General features: G+C 62.0%; 22 protein-coding genes and 1 pseudogene. 11 read left to right on the top strand and 12 right to left on the bottom strand.

The features are described 5' to 3' along the window. Window positions 1-11: 11 nt before the first annotated feature. The 4 genes from FJ443_RS21410 to FJ443_RS21395 all read left to right on the top strand — a co-directional run bounded on the left by FJ443_RS21410 (window position 12) and on the right by FJ443_RS21395 (window position 3,462). A complete protein-coding gene (locus FJ443_RS21410; protein WP_140665762.1) occupies window positions 12-1,193 on the top strand; it encodes an acetate/propionate family kinase in 1,182 nt (393 codons plus the stop codon). Window positions 1,194-1,299: 106 nt separating this feature from the next. Next, window positions 1,300-1,758, top strand: a complete 459-nt coding sequence (locus FJ443_RS21405; protein WP_140556674.1) for a DUF2231 domain-containing protein — start codon at window positions 1,300-1,302, stop codon at window positions 1,756-1,758. Next, window positions 1,745-3,091: a sorbosone dehydrogenase family protein gene (locus FJ443_RS21400; protein WP_140665759.1), complete on the top strand. Its 1,347-nt coding sequence runs from the start codon at window positions 1,745-1,747 to the stop codon at window positions 3,089-3,091. Before FJ443_RS21405 ends, FJ443_RS21400 begins: the two co-directional genes overlap by 14 nt. Window positions 3,092-3,264: 173 nt before the next feature. Further along, the gene (locus tag FJ443_RS21395; protein ID WP_140496155.1) at window positions 3,265-3,462 is read left to right on the top strand and encodes a hypothetical protein; all 198 of its coding nucleotides are present in this window, start codon (window positions 3,265-3,267) and stop codon (window positions 3,460-3,462) included. Between the two features lie 99 nt (window positions 3,463-3,561). Here FJ443_RS21395 and FJ443_RS21390 read toward each other — a convergent pair whose 3' ends face one another. Then, complete coding sequence (locus FJ443_RS21390; protein ID WP_140556677.1) at window positions 3,562-5,265, bottom strand: HAD family hydrolase; 1,704 nt, start codon at window positions 5,263-5,265, stop codon at window positions 3,562-3,564. Window positions 5,266-5,534: 269 nt separating this feature from the next. Between FJ443_RS21390 and FJ443_RS21385 the strand changes: the two genes are divergently transcribed. Together FJ443_RS21385 and FJ443_RS21380 are read left to right on the top strand one after the other, a co-directional pair. Further along, window positions 5,535-6,344, top strand: a complete 810-nt coding sequence (locus FJ443_RS21385) for a nucleotidyltransferase family protein (protein WP_140496153.1) — start codon at window positions 5,535-5,537, stop codon at window positions 6,342-6,344. Next, complete coding sequence (locus tag FJ443_RS21380; RefSeq protein ID WP_140496152.1) at window positions 6,337-7,086, top strand: metallophosphoesterase; 750 nt, start codon at window positions 6,337-6,339, stop codon at window positions 7,084-7,086. The genes FJ443_RS21385 and FJ443_RS21380 overlap by 8 nt, the downstream gene beginning before the upstream one ends. A 25-nt stretch (window positions 7,087-7,111) precedes the next feature. Here the strand turns inward: FJ443_RS21380 and FJ443_RS21375 are convergent, their stop codons facing one another. Continuing rightward, complete coding sequence (locus FJ443_RS21375) at window positions 7,112-7,297, bottom strand: hypothetical protein (protein WP_140496151.1); 186 nt, start codon at window positions 7,295-7,297, stop codon at window positions 7,112-7,114. A gap of 202 nt (window positions 7,298-7,499) precedes the next feature. On the opposite strand from FJ443_RS21375, the gene FJ443_RS21370 reads away from it, so the two are divergent. Continuing rightward, window positions 7,500-7,673, top strand: coding sequence for a hypothetical protein (locus FJ443_RS21370; protein WP_140496150.1), 174 nt, complete (start codon window positions 7,500-7,502; stop codon window positions 7,671-7,673). Between the two features lie 121 nt (window positions 7,674-7,794). After that, complete coding sequence (locus tag FJ443_RS21365) at window positions 7,795-8,232, top strand: CBS domain-containing protein (protein WP_140496149.1); 438 nt, start codon at window positions 7,795-7,797, stop codon at window positions 8,230-8,232. A gap of 54 nt (window positions 8,233-8,286) precedes the next feature. Here the strand turns inward: FJ443_RS21365 and FJ443_RS21360 are convergent, their stop codons facing one another. The 3 genes from FJ443_RS21360 to FJ443_RS21350 form a co-directional block, all read right to left on the bottom strand. Continuing rightward, on the bottom strand, window positions 8,287-9,477 hold the full coding sequence (locus FJ443_RS21360) for an NADH-quinone oxidoreductase subunit D (protein WP_140556680.1): 1,191 nt from the start codon (window positions 9,475-9,477) through the stop codon (window positions 8,287-8,289). 77 nt (window positions 9,478-9,554) lie between these two features. Next, window positions 9,555-9,941: a hypothetical protein gene (locus tag FJ443_RS21355; protein WP_140513581.1), complete on the bottom strand. Its 387-nt coding sequence runs from the start codon at window positions 9,939-9,941 to the stop codon at window positions 9,555-9,557. 162 nt (window positions 9,942-10,103) lie between these two features. After that, a complete protein-coding gene (locus tag FJ443_RS21350; RefSeq protein WP_181171972.1) occupies window positions 10,104-10,817 on the bottom strand; it encodes an MgtC/SapB family protein in 714 nt (237 codons plus the stop codon). Between the two features lie 151 nt (window positions 10,818-10,968). Here FJ443_RS21350 and FJ443_RS21345 point away from each other — a divergent pair, with 151 nt between their 5' ends. After that, the gene (locus FJ443_RS21345) at window positions 10,969-11,586 is read left to right on the top strand and encodes an NAD(P)H-dependent oxidoreductase (RefSeq protein WP_140513580.1); all 618 of its coding nucleotides are present in this window, start codon (window positions 10,969-10,971) and stop codon (window positions 11,584-11,586) included. A gap of 98 nt (window positions 11,587-11,684) precedes the next feature. Here FJ443_RS21345 and FJ443_RS21340 read toward each other — a convergent pair whose 3' ends face one another. Continuing rightward, a complete protein-coding gene (locus tag FJ443_RS21340) occupies window positions 11,685-11,966 on the bottom strand; it encodes a hypothetical protein (RefSeq protein ID WP_140665756.1) in 282 nt (93 codons plus the stop codon). A gap of 363 nt (window positions 11,967-12,329) precedes the next feature. Here FJ443_RS21340 and FJ443_RS21335 point away from each other — a divergent pair, with 363 nt between their 5' ends. Further along, a complete protein-coding gene (locus tag FJ443_RS21335; RefSeq protein ID WP_318012459.1) occupies window positions 12,330-12,668 on the top strand; it encodes a DUF427 domain-containing protein in 339 nt (112 codons plus the stop codon). A gap of 77 nt (window positions 12,669-12,745) precedes the next feature. Here FJ443_RS21335 and FJ443_RS21330 read toward each other — a convergent pair whose 3' ends face one another. Genes FJ443_RS21330 through FJ443_RS21320 form a run of 3 tightly spaced genes read right to left on the bottom strand, consistent with a single transcriptional unit; the run spans window position 12,746 to window position 14,600 of the window. Next, the gene (locus tag FJ443_RS21330) at window positions 12,746-13,162 is read right to left on the bottom strand and encodes an HD domain-containing protein (protein ID WP_140513578.1); all 417 of its coding nucleotides are present in this window, start codon (window positions 13,160-13,162) and stop codon (window positions 12,746-12,748) included. 14 nt (window positions 13,163-13,176) lie between these two features. Continuing rightward, a complete protein-coding gene (locus FJ443_RS21325; RefSeq protein ID WP_140666006.1) occupies window positions 13,177-14,232 on the bottom strand; it encodes an ATP-dependent DNA ligase in 1,056 nt (351 codons plus the stop codon). Further along, window positions 14,184-14,600 (bottom strand): GFA family protein, encoded by a 417-nt coding sequence (locus tag FJ443_RS21320; RefSeq protein ID WP_140556685.1) that lies wholly within the window; start codon window positions 14,598-14,600, stop codon window positions 14,184-14,186. Before FJ443_RS21320 ends, FJ443_RS21325 begins: the two co-directional genes overlap by 49 nt. 238 nt (window positions 14,601-14,838) lie before the next feature. Between FJ443_RS21320 and FJ443_RS21315 the strand changes: the two genes are divergently transcribed. Beyond that, complete coding sequence (locus tag FJ443_RS21315) at window positions 14,839-15,447, top strand: isochorismatase family cysteine hydrolase (protein WP_140665753.1); 609 nt, start codon at window positions 14,839-14,841, stop codon at window positions 15,445-15,447. 19 nt (window positions 15,448-15,466) lie between these two features. On the opposite strand, the gene FJ443_RS21310 is transcribed toward FJ443_RS21315, so the two are convergent. The 3 genes and pseudogenes from FJ443_RS21310 to FJ443_RS21305 form a co-directional block, all read right to left on the bottom strand. Further along, window positions 15,467-15,910, bottom strand: a complete 444-nt coding sequence (locus tag FJ443_RS21310; protein ID WP_140522248.1) for a PPC domain-containing DNA-binding protein — start codon at window positions 15,908-15,910, stop codon at window positions 15,467-15,469. A 145-nt stretch (window positions 15,911-16,055) separates the two neighbouring features. Further along, the gene (locus tag FJ443_RS31240; RefSeq protein ID WP_181165226.1) at window positions 16,056-16,220 is read right to left on the bottom strand and encodes a hypothetical protein; all 165 of its coding nucleotides are present in this window, start codon (window positions 16,218-16,220) and stop codon (window positions 16,056-16,058) included. Between the two features lie 101 nt (window positions 16,221-16,321). After that, window positions 16,322-16,924, bottom strand: a pseudogene (locus tag FJ443_RS21305) (EmrB/QacA family drug resistance transporter); the annotation flags it as partial.

The following is a 16,924-nucleotide window of genomic DNA, read 5'->3' as shown; positions in this document are numbered from 1 at the left end:
GAGTGCCGCTCGTGACCAGCGCAATACTCGCCCTCAATGCAGGCTCGTCCAGCCTGAAGTTCGGCCTGTTCGAAGCCGGATCACAGGAGGGGCCGGTGCTCACGGTGAGCGGTGCGTGCGAAGACCTGGATGACGAGCCAAGCCTCGTCGCCAAGGACGCGTCGGGCAAATCCATCTTCAAACGCGCCGTCAAGCCCGCAAGCCCGCCCGTAGAGGTTCTCCTGCGGGACTTGTTCGATGTCCTCGATCCGTATCTTGCGCAGGCTCCGCTGAGCGCGGTCGGCCATCGCATCGTCCATGGTGGCAAGCGGTTTTCGACTCCGGTCCTGCTGACCGGCGAGATCGTCGCGGCGCTCGACACGCTGACGCCGATGGCACCGCTCCACCAGCCGGCCGGCCTGGCGCCGGTTCGTGCGATCTCCAAACTGCTGCCCGGCCTACCCCAGATCGGTTGCTTCGACACCGCCTTTCACCGCACGCTGGAGCCGCCCGTCAACCGCTATGCGCTGCCGCGCGAGTTCGAGGAAAGCGGGATCCGCCGTTACGGCTTCCACGGCCTTTCCTACGAATTCGTCGCAGGCCAGCTGCAGGCGCTTTCGCCCGGACTCCGGGGCAAGCGTTGCGTGGTCGCGCATCTCGGCAGCGGATGCAGCCTGTGCGCCATGCGCGAAGGCAGAAGTCTCGACACCACCATGGGGTTCACCGCGCTTGACGGGTTGATGATGGCCACGCGGCCGGGCGCCATCGACCCCGGCGTGCTTCTCTACCTTCAGCAGGCGCGCGGCATGTCCGTGAAAGAGTTGGAGACCTTGCTCTATCACAAGTCCGGCCTGCTCGGCGTTTCGGGAGTGTCGGCAGATGTGCGGACCTTGCTTGGCAGCAAGGATCCTCGTGCGGCGGAGGCGATCGATCTCTTCACGTTTCGGATCGCCCGCGAGATCGCGGCGATGGGAGCCACGCTCCAGGGTATCGAGGCGCTGGTGTTCACGGGAGGGATCGGAGAGCATTCCTGGCAGATCCGTGAAGCGGTTTGCGAGCGCCTGCGATGGCTGGACGTGTTGCTCGACGCGAATGCAAACCGGTCGGGAAAAGGGCGGATCACCGGCGAGGGCAGCGCGGTCGATGTTTACGCAATCGCCACTAACGAAGAATTGATCATCGCCCGCCAGGTGCTGGCGACCGTGCCGATCTGACCGCTGAACTCGGTCCGCGGCGACCCGCCGGGACCATCAGGCAGGAACCTCCGGCCTTGGGGATTGTTTATGGGCCAACCAAGAGTTGATATGGAAGGACTTCCTCATGGCAAGGGAGAATCCGGCTTCCACGGCCAGCATCGCCGGCCATCCCATCCATCCGATGCTCGTGCCCATTCCCATCGCCTGCTTCGTCGGCGCATTGCTGACGGACCTGAACTACTGGCGGACGGCGGAGATGATGTGGGCGAATTTCTCCGCCTGGCTGCTGACGGTCGGCGTGATCGTGGGCGTGCTGGCCGCCATTGCCGGCCTCACCGACTTCCTGGGCGATCGCCGGGTGCGCGCACATAAAACCGCGTGGCTGCACATGCTGGGCAATGCGGTGGCGGTCATACTGTCCTTCTTCAACATGCTCATACATACCCGTGATGCCTGGACCTCGGTGATGCCGACAGGCCTTATCCTGTCGGCGCTGGTGGTACTCATCCTGATATTCACCGGCTGGCTGGGCTGGGCCCTTGTCTACCGCCACCACGTGGGAGTGGCCGATGAAACCGTTTGATCGATCCGGCAAGCGACGCGCTTATGGTACAGGGCTTGCGTTCCTTTGCTTTGCGACGCTCGGCGCCGCGGGCTGCAGCAACGATGCCGCCGACCCAAGCACTCAGATAGGCCCCAACCCGAATTTGCCGGAGATAAAGCAATATCTGTTCCCGCCGATGCATCTTGCATCCGTGGTCGGCTGGAAGAAGGATGAAACGCCGACGGTAGCGCAGGGCCTGCAGATCCATGCGCTGGCGACCGGGCTTCAGCATCCGCGCTCGCTCTACATCCTGCCGAACGGCGATGTGCTGGTCGTCGAATCGAAGGCCCCGCCGGAACCGCCAGCCAAACGGCCGAAGGATATCGTGATGGGCCTGATCGAATCGCTTGTCACCTCGGGCGGCGATACGGGACCGAGCAACCGCATCACCTTGCTGCGTGACAGCAATGGCGACGGCGTGCCTGACGTCCGGGATGTGTTCCTTGATCACCTGAATTCGCCCTTCGGCGTCGCTCTGGTGGGAAACGACCTCTACGTTGCCAACACCGACGCGATCATGCGCTATCCCTACAAGCCAGGCGAGACCAAGATCACCGCGCCGGGCGTCAGGTTGACGGAATTGCCGGGCGGTCCGATCGATCACCATTGGACCAAAAGCCTCGTCGCCAGTCCGGACGGTTCGTTGCTCTATGTCGGCGTCGGTTCGAACAGCAACATTACCGAAAACGGCATCGGCGCGGAAAAGGACCGCGCCGCGATCTGGGAGGTGGACAGGGCCACCGGGCGATCGCGCATTTTTGCCAGCGGATTGCGCAATCCCAACGGCTTGAGCTTCGAGCCGCAGACAGGAGCACTCTGGACCGTCGTCAACGAGCGCGATGAACTGGGGCCAAATCTGGTGCCGGACTATATGACTTCGGTGAAGGAAGGCGGCTTCTACGGATGGCCGTACAGTTACTACGGCCAGCATGTCGATCCCCGGGTAATGCCGCAACGCCCGGATCTGGTCGCCAAGGCTATCGTTCCCGATTATGCGCTGAGTTCGCATGTGGCACCATTGGGCATGGCTTTCTACACCGGAACCAGCCTGCCGCAGACATACCGGGGCGGCGCCTTTGTCGGCGAGCACGGCAGCTGGGACCGTCCCGGGCTGAATGGCTACAAAGTCGTCTTCGTGCCATTCAGCGGTGGCCGCCCGAGCGGCATGGCTCAAGACGTCGTCACAGGCTTCCTCAACCACCAGGAGGAGGCGCGTGGTCGGCCGGTCGGCGTTGCCATCGACAAAACCGGAGCGCTGCTGATCGCGGACGATGTCGGAAACACAGTGTGGCGCGTCACACCCTCGGCGTGATGATCGCTGCTTGAGGCATGTCGCTCTCCCGCCGGTCGGCATCAAGCTCGGTCCGCCTTCGTCCCTTTGGCAGGATGTCACGAAATATTACGTGAGGGAACGTCGGCGCCGAAATCTGCATTCTCCGGGGGAGACGACCGTCGTCTCGAAGTTGGATTGAAAGGAGAATTACCATGCCCAATCAAGGTGGTAGCCACGAGCAACATGTGAAGGCGGGCCAGCAGAGCCACAAGAACACGGAAAACAAGAACCGCCAGCAGCAACAGGCCGCAGGCAATAATGAGCGGCAACAGGGCGACGGCTCCAACATGCGGGGCGGCTCGCACGAACAACATGTAAGAGCGGGCCAACAGAGCCACAAAAACCGCTAGGCATTTCAGCCAGGCGCGCTGACGCTCGCTCCGTATCATGACATGAGAAAGGTCCATCCCGAGGAATCGGGATGGGCTTGTGTCTACCCCGGCTCAAGGTCAGTCCGCGGGAGCAGTGTAACGGCGGCCAATGGCCTCGGCGATGGCCGCGCGGCTCTCCTGCATGTCCGTGCCGGTATCCGTTTCTATGTCCGCCACCTCGTCGGCGAGGTTCTTGTCCTTGATCTTGCTGCGGAACCATTTCGAATAGTCGCCGGCGCGCAGGTGATGTTCCCAGGTGCGATCGTCGATGCCTTCTGCGATGTGAAGGAACATCATCAGGTTCTGCGCTTTCAGGTTAAGCGCTCCGTCCGGCCCCCGGAAATAGAAGCTGTTGTCGCCAAGGTCGCCCTCGGCATATTTGCGCATGTGCCGCTTGCGAACCTGGCGGGGCCGTTCGACCTTGACCGTCCTGATCGGCTCGCCCGATGATCGGTTCCAAAACAGGACCTCGTCCTTTGGCGGCGGCACGGCGCCGTCCGGAACGTCTATGCCGGTGGCGGCACAGAAGCTTGCGACGATCTTGTCGGCTTCCGGTCCAAGCGCCAGAACGGTTTCGACGCCAGCCAGGACGTCGCGCGAAACCAGATCGGGGTGCACGGTGATCAGGATGGTCGCGGGGAGGCTCTTGGGCAGCGCGAAAGACGCGCCGTCACGGGCCTGGGGCAAAAGATGATGCGCCTCATCGATGATCAGCCAATGCGGTCGGCCGGTGCGCGCGCGAATGCTAGCCATATCCGGCAGCAGCTTGGCAAAATTGCCGGGCCGTTCGGCGGTCTTCAGCCCCAGCATGTTAACAGCGACATTGTTGGTTGGCTTGGACAGAAGATCGAAGACCTCACGCGAGATCGGCGGGGTCTTGGCGTCGCCAACCACCACCACATTCTCGAGTTCCTGATAGTCGCCTTCGGGGTCGAGAACGCAAAACTGAAAGCCCTTCTCGACAAAGCGCTCGGTCAACGCGGTGGCAAGCGTGGATTTGCCGATGCCGGACGTGCCGGCCAGCAGCACGCCGCCGCCATGCGGTGAAAGGTGCACCTGCGCGCCCGCTATGTCGGTTCCCACTTCCACGTGTTGGCGAGCCGTCTCCACGAAGCCGGCATCGCGCGATATGAGCTGTTCAATCAGTTCCACCACGCCGGCACCTCGAGGGCTGGCTGTGACGAAATCCGCCGTCTCCTTAACGGTCGGCAATGCGTTGGCCACGGCGACGCCGAAGCCGACGGCGCGCAGGAATGCATGGTCGTTCTCGGCATCGCCGACACCGACGACGTTGTGGGCGGAAAACCCCAATTCCTCAAGTGCGCAGGCAAGGCCGGTGGCCTTGTTGACCCCGCTTGGCAGCACCATCACCGCGCCCTTGTTGAAGATGATCTCGAGCTCAAGTCCAAGCTCCTTGATTTCCGACAGCACGGCGGCTTCCTGTGGTTCCCAGGTGGCCACGACGCAGCGTCCGACCGACAGGGGCGCGACCCCGCGACGCTTCAGCCTGTCGACGAATTCAGCCGGGGGCGCCGGCGCCAAAAGCCGTTCCTTCTTCGAAGCGGGCGTATAGATCAACGCGCCGTTTTCGGCGACCACCCTGTCGAAGATGTCGAGTGCCGGAAAGACCCGCTCGAGATCGGCAAGCTCGCGGCCGGTCACCATGATCAGCTTGCGGCCCGTCTGCTTCAGCCGTTCGAGCGCAGCATAGGTCGCATCGGAGACGACCCCGTCTTCGGCGAGCGTGCCGTCATAGTCTGTCGCTAGGGCAAGAACATACATCCTGGATATCGTCTGCGCTTGAAACCAGACACCCCGATCGCCCGAAGGCAGCTTTGGCTGTCCGGGCTAACGATGCCGAATGGCGATGGTTCCATGCAGGGAAACGGCCCATGCAACCATATTGAAACCCGGGACTCTGCGGGTAATTTTGCCCGTTGCGCCCGATTTCCTTCAGGCCGCAACGCGACCATGGCGGAACCAGGCAGGGTTCCCGCTGTTAACAACGCGGGCGATCAATCGGTTGCCGATGTGTGGGAGCCATGCGTGCCATGATCAACGATCCGTTGCCGGGAACTGTTCCGGCATCCCTTCCCGCGATCGACGCAAAGGCCGCCCCGACGCTCAAGAACGCCGAGGCGGAGGTGTTCTATACCGAAGCCATTCGCGAACTCGCCGCCACCGACATTCCTTTCCTTGTCGCCGGAACCTATGCGGTAAGCGCCTACACCGGCGTCATCCGTCAGACCAAGGATCTCGATATCTTCTGCAAGGCAGGCGACTTCTCGCGCATCCTGGCCCATTTCAAGCAGCTCGGCTACGCGGTCGAAATCGAGGACGACCGGTGGCTTGGAAAGGTCTTTAAGGGCACGCATTTCTTCGACATCATATTCGCCTCGGCGAATGGAACGATGCCGGTAAGCGACCAGTGGATGGAGCATGCCCGCCAAACCGAACTGCTGGGAAGCCGGGTGAGGATCGTCGGCCCGACCGAGCTCATATGGTCCAAATGCTTCATCCAGGACCGAGGGCGTCATGACGGGGCGGACATCGCCCATACGATCCTCAAGGCGCAGGACCAGATCGACTGGCACAGGCTGCTGTCCTACCTGGAAGTCCACTGGGAAGTGCTGCTGATGCAGATTCTCAGTTTCAGATGGATCTATCCGAGCGAGCGCGACCGCATCCCCACATGGCTGCTTGACGAACTGCTCGACCGCCTTGCCAAGCAGCGCCAATTGCCTTCCCCCAGAATGAAGATCTGCCGCGGGCGCCTGCTTTCGCAGACCGATTACGAAATCGACGTCAAGGAATGGGGCTTCGCCGGCGTCGGCGGTACAGGAGAATTTCGTGATGGCTGAACGGACCGAAGACGCTCCGGCGATGGAGGGCACCGCCACGATCAAGGTGGCGGCCGTTGGCGACCTGCATGTGAAGGAGGACGCCCAGACATCGTATCGCGATCTCTTCGGCGAAATGTCGCGCGAGGCCGATATCCTCGTTCTTCCAGGCGATCTGACCAATCTGGGCAAGCCCCGCGAAGCCGAGATCCTCGCCGAAGACCTGCGCGCCTGCTCTATCCCGGTGGTCGGCGTGCTCGGCAACCACGATTATGAATCCGGTGCGGTCGAGGACGTCGCGGAAATCTTGCGTCAAGCGGGCGTCCATCTCCTCGACGGGCAGACGACCGAAATAGAGGAGGTCGGTTTTGTCGGCGTGAAAGGGTTCGTCGGGGGGTTCGGTTCACGCATGCTCGGCTCCTTCGGCGAGCCGGCCATCAAGTCGATGGTCGCCGAGAGCGTCAGCGAGGCCATGCGGCTTGAGAACGCGATGCGCCAGGTTCGCGCAAAACGCACGCTTGTCATTTTGCACTACGCTCCGATCGTCGAGACCATCGCCGGCGAACCCCTGGAGATATTTCCGTTTCTGGGCTCGTCGCGGCTGGCGGAAACGATCGACCGGTTCCAGGTCAGTGCTGTCGTGCACGGCCATGCGCATCGGGGAAGCTATGAGGGCCGCACGCCCGGCGGGGCGAGGGTCTACAACGTCGCCATGCACGTTTCCAAACCGACCGGCCGACCCTATGCCTTGCTTGAAATCTGACGGAGTCGGGGCGCCGTCCCGACGGTCAGCTTACCGCTTTGATCGATTTTGCCAGTTCTTCGAGCTTGTGCGGATCGTTGCCGTGACGGCGCACGAGCTCGCGTGCCTGATTGGACGGCAGATCGGCTGTCGCCACCAGTTGCCGGACCTGTTCACTGTCGACCGCGACTTGGGGCAAGTTGCTGCCGGAAATTCTCTCGTCACCAGCCATCGTCTTTCTCCTCGATCGATGCCGAGACAACGGATTGGAAAACCGTCCGGTTCCGAAAGACGGGGCTGAAGTCGACCGGCGGATCCGATCGGCAGCGCGCCGTCTCGATCCGTGGCGGCAAGGCCGGAGGCGACCGCGAATTGGCGATGGAACAAATGACGCCGGCCAGGAGTTGCGTCCCGAATGAAGGGAGGTGATCCCGATGCCAAACCCAGGAAAACCAGATCCCAATCGCGACGTGCCGATGCCGGCGCCGACCTGGAAGCCCGAACCGATCGAGGAGCCTGATCCGGAACAACTCCCGGACGAGACGCCTCTGCCCAATCCCGACGAGAACGAAGAATCGCCGATGCATGCCGGGAGCCGCGTCGTCTGAACGTGCGACGCATGAGATCCCGATCCCGTGGCAATGGAACGTCTTGGGCCGGCGCCATTGTCCCCCCATCGTGTTTCCATCGCAGCAACGGCAAGGGGCGCTTCAACCAAAGGAGAACATCATGAAAGTTGGCAACTGCATGACGCAAGGCGTTCAGGTCGCCAGTCCGGACCAGACCCTGCGGGAGGCCGCCGCCGCCATGGCCAGCCTCGATGCCGGCGCTCTGCCCGTAGGCGAGGACGACCGGCTGGTCGGAATGATCACTGATCGCGACATCGCCGTCCGTGGCGTCGCCCAGGGTAGGGGCCCGGATACGCGGATACGCGAAGTGATGAGTGCCGAGATCAGGTACTGTTACGACGACGAGGAGATCGAAGACGTGCTCCAGCAGATGGGGGACCTTCAGGTTAGACGGCTGCCGGTGATCAGCCGTGAAAAACGGCTGGTTGGCATCATCTCGCTTGGCGATCTCACGAAAAACGGCGAGGCAGCACGAGCCGGCGAAGCGCTGAACGGCATCTCACAGGCAGGCGGCGCGCATTCGCAGACGGCACACTGACCATCGATGACATTGCGAGAGCGCTGCCCGCGTCCCGCGGGCGGCGACGGCGGTTCAGCGATCGATCTCTCCAAAGACGATGTCGAGGGAGCCGATGATCGCCGAGACGTCGGCGATCATGTGCCCCCGGGACAGATAGTCCATCGCCTGCAGATGTGCGAAGGACGGCGCGCGAATCTTGCACCGGTAAGGAACATTGCCCCCATCCGAAACCAGATAGACGCCGAACTCGCCTTTCGGCGCCTCGACGGCGGCATAGACCTCGCCCTCGGGCACGTGATGGCCTTCCGTGTAAAGCTTGAAATGGTGAATGGTCGCTTCCATGGAGCGTTTCATCTCCGCGCGGCGTGGCGGCGTGATCTTCCGGTTGGGAATTGCGACCGGTCCTTGGCCTTGCGGCGACCGTAGCTTGTCAAGACATTGCCTCATGATCCGGACCGACTGGCGCATCTCCTCCATTCGTACGAGGTAGCGGTCATAGCAGTCGCCGTTCTTGCCGATGGGAATATCGAAATCCATCTGCGGGTAGCATTCGTAAGGCTGCGCCTTGCGCAAATCCCATGCCGCGCCCGACCCACGCACCATTACGCCCGAAAATCCCCAAGCCCAGGCATCGTCGAGACCGATGACGCCGACGTCGACATTGCGCTGCTTGAATATGCGGTTTTCGGTGAGCAGTTCTTCGAGATTGTCGCAGACCTTGAGGAACGGATCGCAGAAATCCCAGATATCGTCCAACAGGTCCGGGGGAAGATCCTGATGTACGCCGCCGATCCTGAAATAGTTGGCATGCATGCGGGCGCCCGATGCCCGTTCATAAAACACCATCAGTTTCTCGCGTTCGGCGAAACCCCAGAGCGGCGGCGTGAGGGCGCCGATATCCATCGCCTGCGTGGTGACATTGAGCAGATGGGACAGCAGCCGGCCGATCTCGCAATACAGCACGCGAATGAGCTGGCCGCGCTGTGGAGCCGAGATCCCGAGCAGCTTCTCCGCCGCCAGGCAGAAGGCGTGCTCCTGATTCATCGGCGCCACATAGTCGAGCCTGTCGAAATAGGGCAGGGCCTGTAGGTAGTTCTTGTACTCGATCAACTTCTCCGTGCCTCGATGCAGCAGCCCGATATGCGGATCGACGCGTTCGACGACTTCGCCGTCGAGTTCGAGCACCAGCCGCAGGACGCCATGCGCCGCAGGGTGCTGCGGCCCGAAGTTTATCGTGAAATTGCGGACCGTCGCGTCAGCCATGACGCCCTCCTTCGACCGTTGCCGCCTGGCACCGGGAATGGGACATCCGCCGAAGCACCGGGTTCTGCCCCACGCCGTCAGGTCGTGGTCTGGATGATCAGCGTCAGCGTGCCGTCGCCGTCAATGTTGGCCGCCACCACTTCGGAGGCATCAAGTCCATTCGCGGCCAGGACCGAGGAAGCTTCCGGCGATGCGCTGACCGAACGCTGCAGGACGTGAAGGTCTTCCTGGCTGGTCTGGGCAACCACGGTCTCGACCTTGGCCTTGAGGTCGGGTGGCAAGTCCGCCAATGCGACGATGGCTATGTTGGTGAATGTCTGTCCGGTGATGCCCTGGTCGGGGCCGGTCTGACCTGGCACGGCTTCCGGTGCCGGTGCGTCCGGGGGAAGGGGTGCGTTTTGGGACTGAGCATGGGCAGGCAAAGCCAGAGTGAGTGCCGCCAGGATGATGATTGCCTTGTTCATGATATCTTCCTTCCTTGTTCGAGGAGGGTCGATCGGGATGACGCGCGACAGGGACAGCAAGCCATCGCCTCGAACAGTGTTGCGTGTTCAAAGCGCGAAGTCCGGATTTGTTCCGGCTCCGGTCGAATCCGAGGCAGGGACGAGGACGCATCGCTGCCCTGCCTATGGTCGGGGACCTTTATCGCTGATCGCGTCAAACCGTTCGATGTCGTAGCGCGGACTGATCCGCGCCAGTATCTCGACGGAGGGTTTGGCCGCGTCGGGCTGTTTCCAGCTCAGCTCGAAGGAGAATACGAACCGGCCGCGCTCGATGTCGTGCTGCATTCCGAGAAAGCGCCAGCGATAGCCCAGCGGTTGAACCAGCGCGTCGAGGTCAGGCGGAACGCCGTTCGCCGACGAGATCGCCAGGATCGCATGATGGGTTCGTGGGACCCACAGATCGACCTGCTTCAGCACCTGAAGCGTTATCAACGTCAAAACCGTCCCCGCTGTGCCAAGTGCCAGTTGCCCGCCGCCGAAGGCGAGGCCGATTGCGGTCATGACCCACAAGGTGGCGGCCGTGGTGACACCTGTCACGAAGTCGCCGCGGCGGAGAATGGCTCCGCCGCCAATGAAGCCGACGCCCGTCAGCACGCCCAGCGGAAAACGGAGCACGTCCATCACACTGAACGAATCGGGGCCCTTGCCGCCCACCTCGAGCAGGATATTGGCCTGCATCATCGCTATCGCGGCCGCCAGGCCGACCAGAACGGTTGTTCTGAGCCCGGCGGTGTGGCCGCGGGCTTCCCTGTTCATTCCGATGATCACGCCGGCAACAAAAGCAAGAGCCAGGCGTAGGGCGAGGTCGGTCAAGGTTGGATGAAGCGGCATGGTCATAGCGGGGACGACTCACGCAATGGGCTCGTTCTCCAACACCGCGGAGCGTTCGATGGTTCCCAAGGGTGGAAGGTGAAGCTTCTTGTCGGGTTTCAGGCAACCCACGACGTCCCGGTGCGTTTGGCACAGAACGCACTCGGGAGATCTTTCCATGCCGCTCACCGCCTTTGCGCTCAATTGCACCTTGAAGGCCTCCGACGACGCCGAGAAATCGTCCACGGACCGCCTGCTGGCGGATCTGCTAGCGGCAATGGTGCCGCATGGGGTGCGCGGCGAGATTGTTCGCGCCCTCGACCATGACGTCAAACCCGGCGTGCTGTCGGACATGGGCGAGGGAGACGGTTGGCCGCAGCTCCGCAGGAAGATCCTCGACGCCGACATCTTCGTGCTAGGCCTGCCCATCTGGCTCGGCCAGCCGTCGAGTGTCGCCAAGCGCATCCTGGAGCGCATGGATGCGTTTCTATCGGAGACCGACAAACAAGGCCGGATGCCGGCCGCCGGCAAGGTCGCGATCGTGGCGATCGTCGGCAATGAAGACGGCGCTCACGCCTGTCACGCGGCGTGCTTTCAGGCGCTAAACGACGTCGGCTTCACGATTCCTGCCAATGGCGGCGTGTATTGGGTTGGGCAGGCTATGGGCGACGTCAACTATGTCGACCTGCCCGGAACGCCGGAAGCCGTGGTCGAGATGATCGAAATGACGGCTTCGAATGCGGCCCATCTGGCCAGCGTGCTGAAGGAAAGGCAGTATCCCGGCGTCGGAAAGTGAAGAGATTTTCGTGACGCACGGAGTGCCCGTTGCCCTGACACCCTCGGCCACTCGATGGTTGCCGGGCGCCAGCAAGATCAGTGTCGGCGCCCTTGGGGTCAGGGCTCGTCAAAAGGCCCGGCTCGCCTGGCCAGATCGCGCGATATGGCACCTTCCTCTTCGTCATCGGGCAATGCCTCGTCGCTGTTCTGGTAGGCGTTGTCATCGTCCTCCTCCGGCAGGTCGCCTTCCTTCTCGACGTCGACGACGTCGTCGACATTGTCGGACACCTTGTCTGGAAGAACCCTGCCGCCCTTGATTGCATCCCAGTCCGCCTGCTGGATTGCCGGGGCTTCAGTTTCGTCCCGTTGTTCGGATCGTTGCTTCTTGCGCGGTTCCATCTCATGTCTCCGATATGAACGGGTGCCTCATGTGGCCCCTTTGTCGCCAGTTGCGTCGCTTTCCGCCGCCAGAACTCGGCTATCCTGATGGATCGTGGAATCGGAAAGGCTAACGGATAACCGCCGACCCGGCCCGTTGTTCCTCTCAGCGGGATCGGTTGGTGTTCCGCCTTGGGCCTGGGATGCAGCATCGCGGGGTAGCCGCCGCATTCGCGCAACCAATCCCGCATTACCTCGTTTTGCCTTTGAGACCGCCCTTGAACTTTACCGATTGGAAATCTCAGAGACACTCAAATGAACCCTTCAGCCGAGCCCCGATCACCGTCGGGAAACAATCTCCATATTCAGCCTTTCCATGGAACGGTGACTGTCAGATTCTCCGACGCCATCATCGCCTCCACCGAACATGCGCTGCAGGTCCAGGAAACGGGGAGGGATCCTGTGTTCTACATCCCGTTCCAGGACATCTATTTCGACCTGCTCGAGAAAACCGATACCACCTCGATATCGCCAAAAGGCACTGCGAGCTATTGGCGCGTGCATGCCGTTGGCGGATCGGCGGATGATTTCATGTGGGCGTATGAAGAGCCCGAGGCGCCTGTCCGGGTGCTTGCTCGCCACGCCGCCTTCGATCCCGGCAAGGCTCGCATAGACGCCGATCCCGCTGAAGACGAGCGCCACACGCCTCACATAGTGGAATAGCAGGACAGCGGCAGGATCTATCCAAGGGAACCGATTCCATTGGGTTGTCGTGCGATGACACCGGGCCCAGGTCGCCTTCACGCTGCGCGGTCTTCGTCGAGAATGCGCAGGCCCTCTTCAAATTTCGCGAGGGGAATCCCGGCCCGCCGCGCTTGCCACAGGTTGTCGGCCAGATCCGCACGCTTGACCGGCCGCGCCAGGGGATTTGACGCAGCCCGGCGCACGAAAGCGATTTCATTCTCGCCAGGCCTCTTCGTCAGCGCATCGACCGCAGCGACAATCGAGGGACCAAAGCCTGCGGATTTCAGCCTCGTCCTTGTCCAGCCCTCCCCTTTTTCGAGGACGTCATGCAGATATGCCACGATCTTCTGGTCAAGGGTTTCGACCGTGTCGACCACGCGCCTGCAGTGTTCGATATAGGGTTGCCCGGTCTTGTCGGTCTGCGATCGATGCGCGTCCTCGGCAATCTTGGCCGCCCGGTAGAGCATGCTCATTGCCAGCCCTTTCTTCATTGGATCTGTTCAAAGCGGCATTGCCGCGGCGCCTTGTCCGGCCGCCATCGCAGCAGTTTCGTTCCATGGCGAAACCGATTGCCGGTGACATGATCGAAACGGACTTCGACCACCAGCTCCGGCCGCACGGGCTCCCACTCCCCGCTGCGTTCGGTGCTCCAGCGGCTCGGTCCGCCGGGAGCCTTGCCGGTAAAGCCGGGTCCGCCTCTCAGGTTCTCGAGCTTCGCGGTAATTTCTGCCCTGTCGTCCTTGCCGATCGTCGACGTAAACCCGACATGGTCGAGCTTGCCGTGGTCGTCATAGAGTCCGAGCAGTAGGGATCCGACCTGGCTGCTGCCCGTCAGGTAGCGGAACCCGCCGACGACACAGTCCGCGGTGCGCAGCCGCTTCACCTTGATCATGGTGCGCTCGCCCGGCCGATAAGGGTCCGTCAGCAGTTTGGCGATAACTCCATCGGTGGAGCCGTGGCCGGCCTCGCCCAGCCAGCGCCTGGCGGTGGTCACGTCGGTGGTGCGCGGCGACAACCGCAACGAGGAAACGCCCGACCTCGTGACGAAGCGCTCGATCGCGGCCCGTCGTTCCGTCAAGCTCTTGTCGAGCATGATCCCGCCGTCCGGATCGGCGAGAATATCGAACAGGACGAGATGGGCCGGGGTTTTCGCGCTCAGCATGCGAATCCTGCTTTCGGCAGGGTGAAGCCGCATCTGCAAGGCCTCGAAGGAGGGATCGCCATTCACCTCGATGACTATCTCGCCGTCGAGAATGAAAGACTGGGTATCGAGATCGCGCAACAGTGTCGTTATTTCCGGAAAATACCGGCCGAGCGGCTTGCCGGACTTGGCCCTGAGATCGACGCTTGCGGTGCCTTTGAAGGCTAGGCAGCGGAATCCGTCCCACTTCGGCTCATACTGCCAGAGACCGTCGTCGCCCGGCAGTGCGTCGGCCGCCTTGGCCTCCATGGGGCGGGTATCCAAAGGCAGCGGAAAAGCAGCGGCCACGGCTTCTACCACCGCTCTTCGGCGTCGTGGTGCGGCAGGTCCACACCGCAGCATGTCCATCCGAGCCGTTGCGCGGATCCGTAATTGTAGCGTGGCTCGAGATCGGCGGGATCGTCGAAGGTTCCGACATGCAGGGCGATCTCATCCGGCGATGCATCGTAGGCCAACGCGACGGGCGATCCGCAGTCGCGGCAGAAGCTTCTTTGTGCGATGGGTGATGACCTGCGGCAGAAAGGCTTGTTGGAAAGCCATTCCAAGCTGGCTGATGGTACCCACGCCAGGACTGCGAACGCACTGCCGGTCGAGCGTCGGCACATGTCGCAGTGGCAATAGTGAGTGCGCGGCCTGGAGATGGTGCGATAGCGGACGTTGCCGCACAGGCATCCCCCGGTTCGTTCTCTCATTTCTTGCTGCGCGACCATTGGCCGATCTCTCGAACCTCGATGCTGGTCAACGTTCCACCGATGATGTGGTTTCCGAGAGCCCGAGGGGAACGAGTTTCGCTGCCTCGCGTTTGGTCGGCACTCGAGAAACTGGGGACTAGCGCAAGGATGTCGACTTGAACGGAACCCCTATGCGGCTGGCATGTGCGTTCAGGTATCCGTCCCTGGCCGCCTTGTGCCGGCTCGACGCCGAAGACGACAAAGCGGGTCGCTGCTGATGTCGGCTCCGGGTCTGGCATATGGACCTCTGGGCGATCATTGTGCCCATCTGTGTGTCGACATGCAGCGGCTGTTCGCCGAGCCGTCGGAGTGGGCGACACCCTGGATCACCCGTGTCCTTCCCCGGATCGTCAGCCTTGCCGAAAGATATCCTTCACAAACGATCTTCACTCGCTTCCTTCCGGCGCGACGCCCGGGGCAGGGCACCGGCACCTGGAAGCGGTACTATGAACGCTGGGCATCGATGACCATCGACAGGATCGGCGAGGAGATGATCGAACTCCTGCCGCCGCTGGCGGCATGCTGCCCGCCGGCGATCGTTGTCGACAAGCACATCTACTCACCGTGGCCCGAAGGGCATCTGCACACGCTGCTTTCATCCCGCCGGATCGACACTCTCGTCATCACCGGCGGCGAGACCGACGTCTGCGTTCTGGCGACAGTGCTTGGCGCGATCGATATCGGCTACCGCGTGATTCTGGTGACGGATGCCCTGTGCAGCTCTTCGGATGCAACACACGACGCGCTGATGACCGTCTATCATCAGCGGTTCGCGCAGCAGGTCGAAACGGTCGAGATGGAGACGGTTCTTTCCAACTGGACCTGATCTCGAAGCAATGTCCAGGTCAGGCGCTCAGGTCGATCAAGGCGATGCCGAGATCGGCGTGTTTCGTGCGGCGCAGATGAGCGGGGGACTCGACCAGTGTGACCTCCAGGGTCGGTCGCACCACGCCGCCCAGCAGATGTCCGCCCCGCGTCGCTCCGTCGCTCAGTCCGAGCACGGCATGCAGGTGGAGGCTGGGCTTGCCGTCATCGCCCAAGGCAATGTCGCCGATCGCGCTGAGAACCTCGCACTGCTCGTTGACCGGTATCTTGCGATAGTCCTTTGCCTCGAAATCGAACCAACCGACCGCTGCTCGCTCGAACGCGCCAAGCGCGGTCAGCGATGCGCCGTCGATCTGTTCTTCGCTGGCAAAGGCAGTGAGCACGCCAATCGCCTCTTCGCCAGGCTCGAGCACCACCACGAAGGTCCTCTGTCCCGCGACTTTCGAAACCAGTTTCGATTTCATTGCCGTTGTCCTGTGGCCAAGGTGCAGAAACCTTGGCGGTGAATTTTCAGGCCGGCCCACTTATTCGAACGAACCGTTCGCGTCCCGGTTCCATATTGCGGCAGGCGCGCGGCGTCGAAGCGGCCGGCAGTATCCGCCCGAACGCCTACCCCTCAGCCTTGAAGTTCTTGGCTTCCTTTTTCACCTCTTTCCTGTCGTTGTCGTGCTTGCGGATAAGATCTTTCGCCTGCTTGGGCGAGACGTCGGTCGTTTCGGCCAGATGCACGGCTTCGCGATCTTCGTCTTGTGGCCGGATCTTTTCCTTGGCCATCGGTCTGTCTCCTTTTTTCCGTGTCATGGGACGTAACCAGACAAGCGCCGCCCGGTTCCATGAAACTGCCTTGCTCGAAGGAGCGCCTGCCTCGGTAGAAGCTATTTCGCGGAGGAACTCGACTTGGGAGAGCGCAGCAAAAGTGCGAGCGGCACGAGCAGGGCGGTCGCGATCGCGGAGTAGCGAAACAAGTCCACGTAAGCCAGAAGCGTCGCCTGCCGGCCTATCGTCTGGCCAATCCAGCCGACCGCCTGGACTTTCGCCTCGACCGCGGGCGAGCCCTGAGCGACGAAATAGTCAGTCATGCGCCGAAGCATCTGCTGATAGACAGGCGAGGACTGCGCCGTGTTGCCGATCAGATGGGTCTGATGCAGTTGTGCGTTCTGCGCCACGACGGTGTTGGAGAGCGATACGCCGACGCTGCCGCCGATATTGCGGGCGACATTGATCAGCGCCGAGGCCTGGTTGGTCTTTTGCGGCGGCAGGCCGACATAGGCGGCCGTCGAAATGGGGATGAACAGGAAGGGAAGCCCTACCGTGATGAAAATGCGGGCATAGGTGAAATAGCTGAAACCGGCATTCGGCGACAGTGAAGTCAGGTGCCACAATCCCACGGCAACCGCCGACATGCCGATCATGATCAGGTATTTCGGCTGCACGAAGCCGGAGGCGAAGCCGGAAATCGGCATCAGCATCAGCATGGC

The sequence above is a fragment of the Mesorhizobium sp. B2-6-1 genome (genome assembly GCF_006440475.1).
Classification (GTDB): domain Bacteria; phylum Pseudomonadota; class Alphaproteobacteria; order Rhizobiales; family Rhizobiaceae; genus Mesorhizobium.
Note: the sequence above shows the minus strand (reverse complement) of the source record. Positions and strands in the feature narration are given on the sequence as shown.

What these genes read in the sequence shown, in the direction of transcription:
- FJ443_RS21405 (WP_140556674.1), top strand. Translation starts at nt 1,300, where the DNA reads ATGGCAAGGGAGAATCCGGCTTCCACGGCCAGCATCGCCGGCCATCCC.
- FJ443_RS21400 (WP_140665759.1), top strand. Translation starts at nt 1,745, where the DNA reads ATGAAACCGTTTGATCGATCCGGCAAGCGACGCGCTTATGGTACAGGG.
- FJ443_RS21395 (WP_140496155.1), top strand. Translation starts at nt 3,265, where the DNA reads ATGCCCAATCAAGGTGGTAGCCACGAGCAACATGTGAAGGCGGGCCAG.
- FJ443_RS21390 (WP_140556677.1), bottom strand. Translation starts at nt 5,265, where the DNA reads ATGTATGTTCTTGCCCTAGCGACAGACTATGACGGCACGCTCGCCGAA.
- FJ443_RS21385 (WP_140496153.1), top strand. Translation starts at nt 5,535, where the DNA reads ATGATCAACGATCCGTTGCCGGGAACTGTTCCGGCATCCCTTCCCGCG.
- FJ443_RS21380 (WP_140496152.1), top strand. Translation starts at nt 6,337, where the DNA reads ATGGCTGAACGGACCGAAGACGCTCCGGCGATGGAGGGCACCGCCACG.
- FJ443_RS21375 (WP_140496151.1), bottom strand. Translation starts at nt 7,297, where the DNA reads ATGGCTGGTGACGAGAGAATTTCCGGCAGCAACTTGCCCCAAGTCGCG.
- FJ443_RS21370 (WP_140496150.1), top strand. Translation starts at nt 7,500, where the DNA reads ATGCCAAACCCAGGAAAACCAGATCCCAATCGCGACGTGCCGATGCCG.
- FJ443_RS21365 (WP_140496149.1), top strand. Translation starts at nt 7,795, where the DNA reads ATGAAAGTTGGCAACTGCATGACGCAAGGCGTTCAGGTCGCCAGTCCG.
- FJ443_RS21360 (WP_140556680.1), bottom strand. Translation starts at nt 9,477, where the DNA reads ATGGCTGACGCGACGGTCCGCAATTTCACGATAAACTTCGGGCCGCAG.
- FJ443_RS21355 (WP_140513581.1), bottom strand. Translation starts at nt 9,941, where the DNA reads ATGAACAAGGCAATCATCATCCTGGCGGCACTCACTCTGGCTTTGCCT.
- FJ443_RS21350 (WP_181171972.1), bottom strand. Translation starts at nt 10,817, where the DNA reads ATGACCATGCCGCTTCATCCAACCTTGACCGACCTCGCCCTACGCCTG.
- FJ443_RS21345 (WP_140513580.1), top strand. Translation starts at nt 10,969, where the DNA reads ATGCCGCTCACCGCCTTTGCGCTCAATTGCACCTTGAAGGCCTCCGAC.
- FJ443_RS21340 (WP_140665756.1), bottom strand. Translation starts at nt 11,966, where the DNA reads ATGGAACCGCGCAAGAAGCAACGATCCGAACAACGGGACGAAACTGAA.
- FJ443_RS21330 (WP_140513578.1), bottom strand. Translation starts at nt 13,162, where the DNA reads ATGAGCATGCTCTACCGGGCGGCCAAGATTGCCGAGGACGCGCATCGA.
- FJ443_RS21325 (WP_140666006.1), bottom strand. Translation starts at nt 14,232, where the DNA reads ATGCTGCGGTGTGGACCTGCCGCACCACGACGCCGAAGAGCGGTGGTA.
- FJ443_RS21320 (WP_140556685.1), bottom strand. Translation starts at nt 14,600, where the DNA reads ATGGTCGCGCAGCAAGAAATGAGAGAACGAACCGGGGGATGCCTGTGC.
- FJ443_RS21315 (WP_140665753.1), top strand. Translation starts at nt 14,839, where the DNA reads ATGTCGGCTCCGGGTCTGGCATATGGACCTCTGGGCGATCATTGTGCC.
- FJ443_RS21310 (WP_140522248.1), bottom strand. Translation starts at nt 15,910, where the DNA reads ATGAAATCGAAACTGGTTTCGAAAGTCGCGGGACAGAGGACCTTCGTG.
- FJ443_RS31240 (WP_181165226.1), bottom strand. Translation starts at nt 16,220, where the DNA reads ATGGCCAAGGAAAAGATCCGGCCACAAGACGAAGATCGCGAAGCCGTG.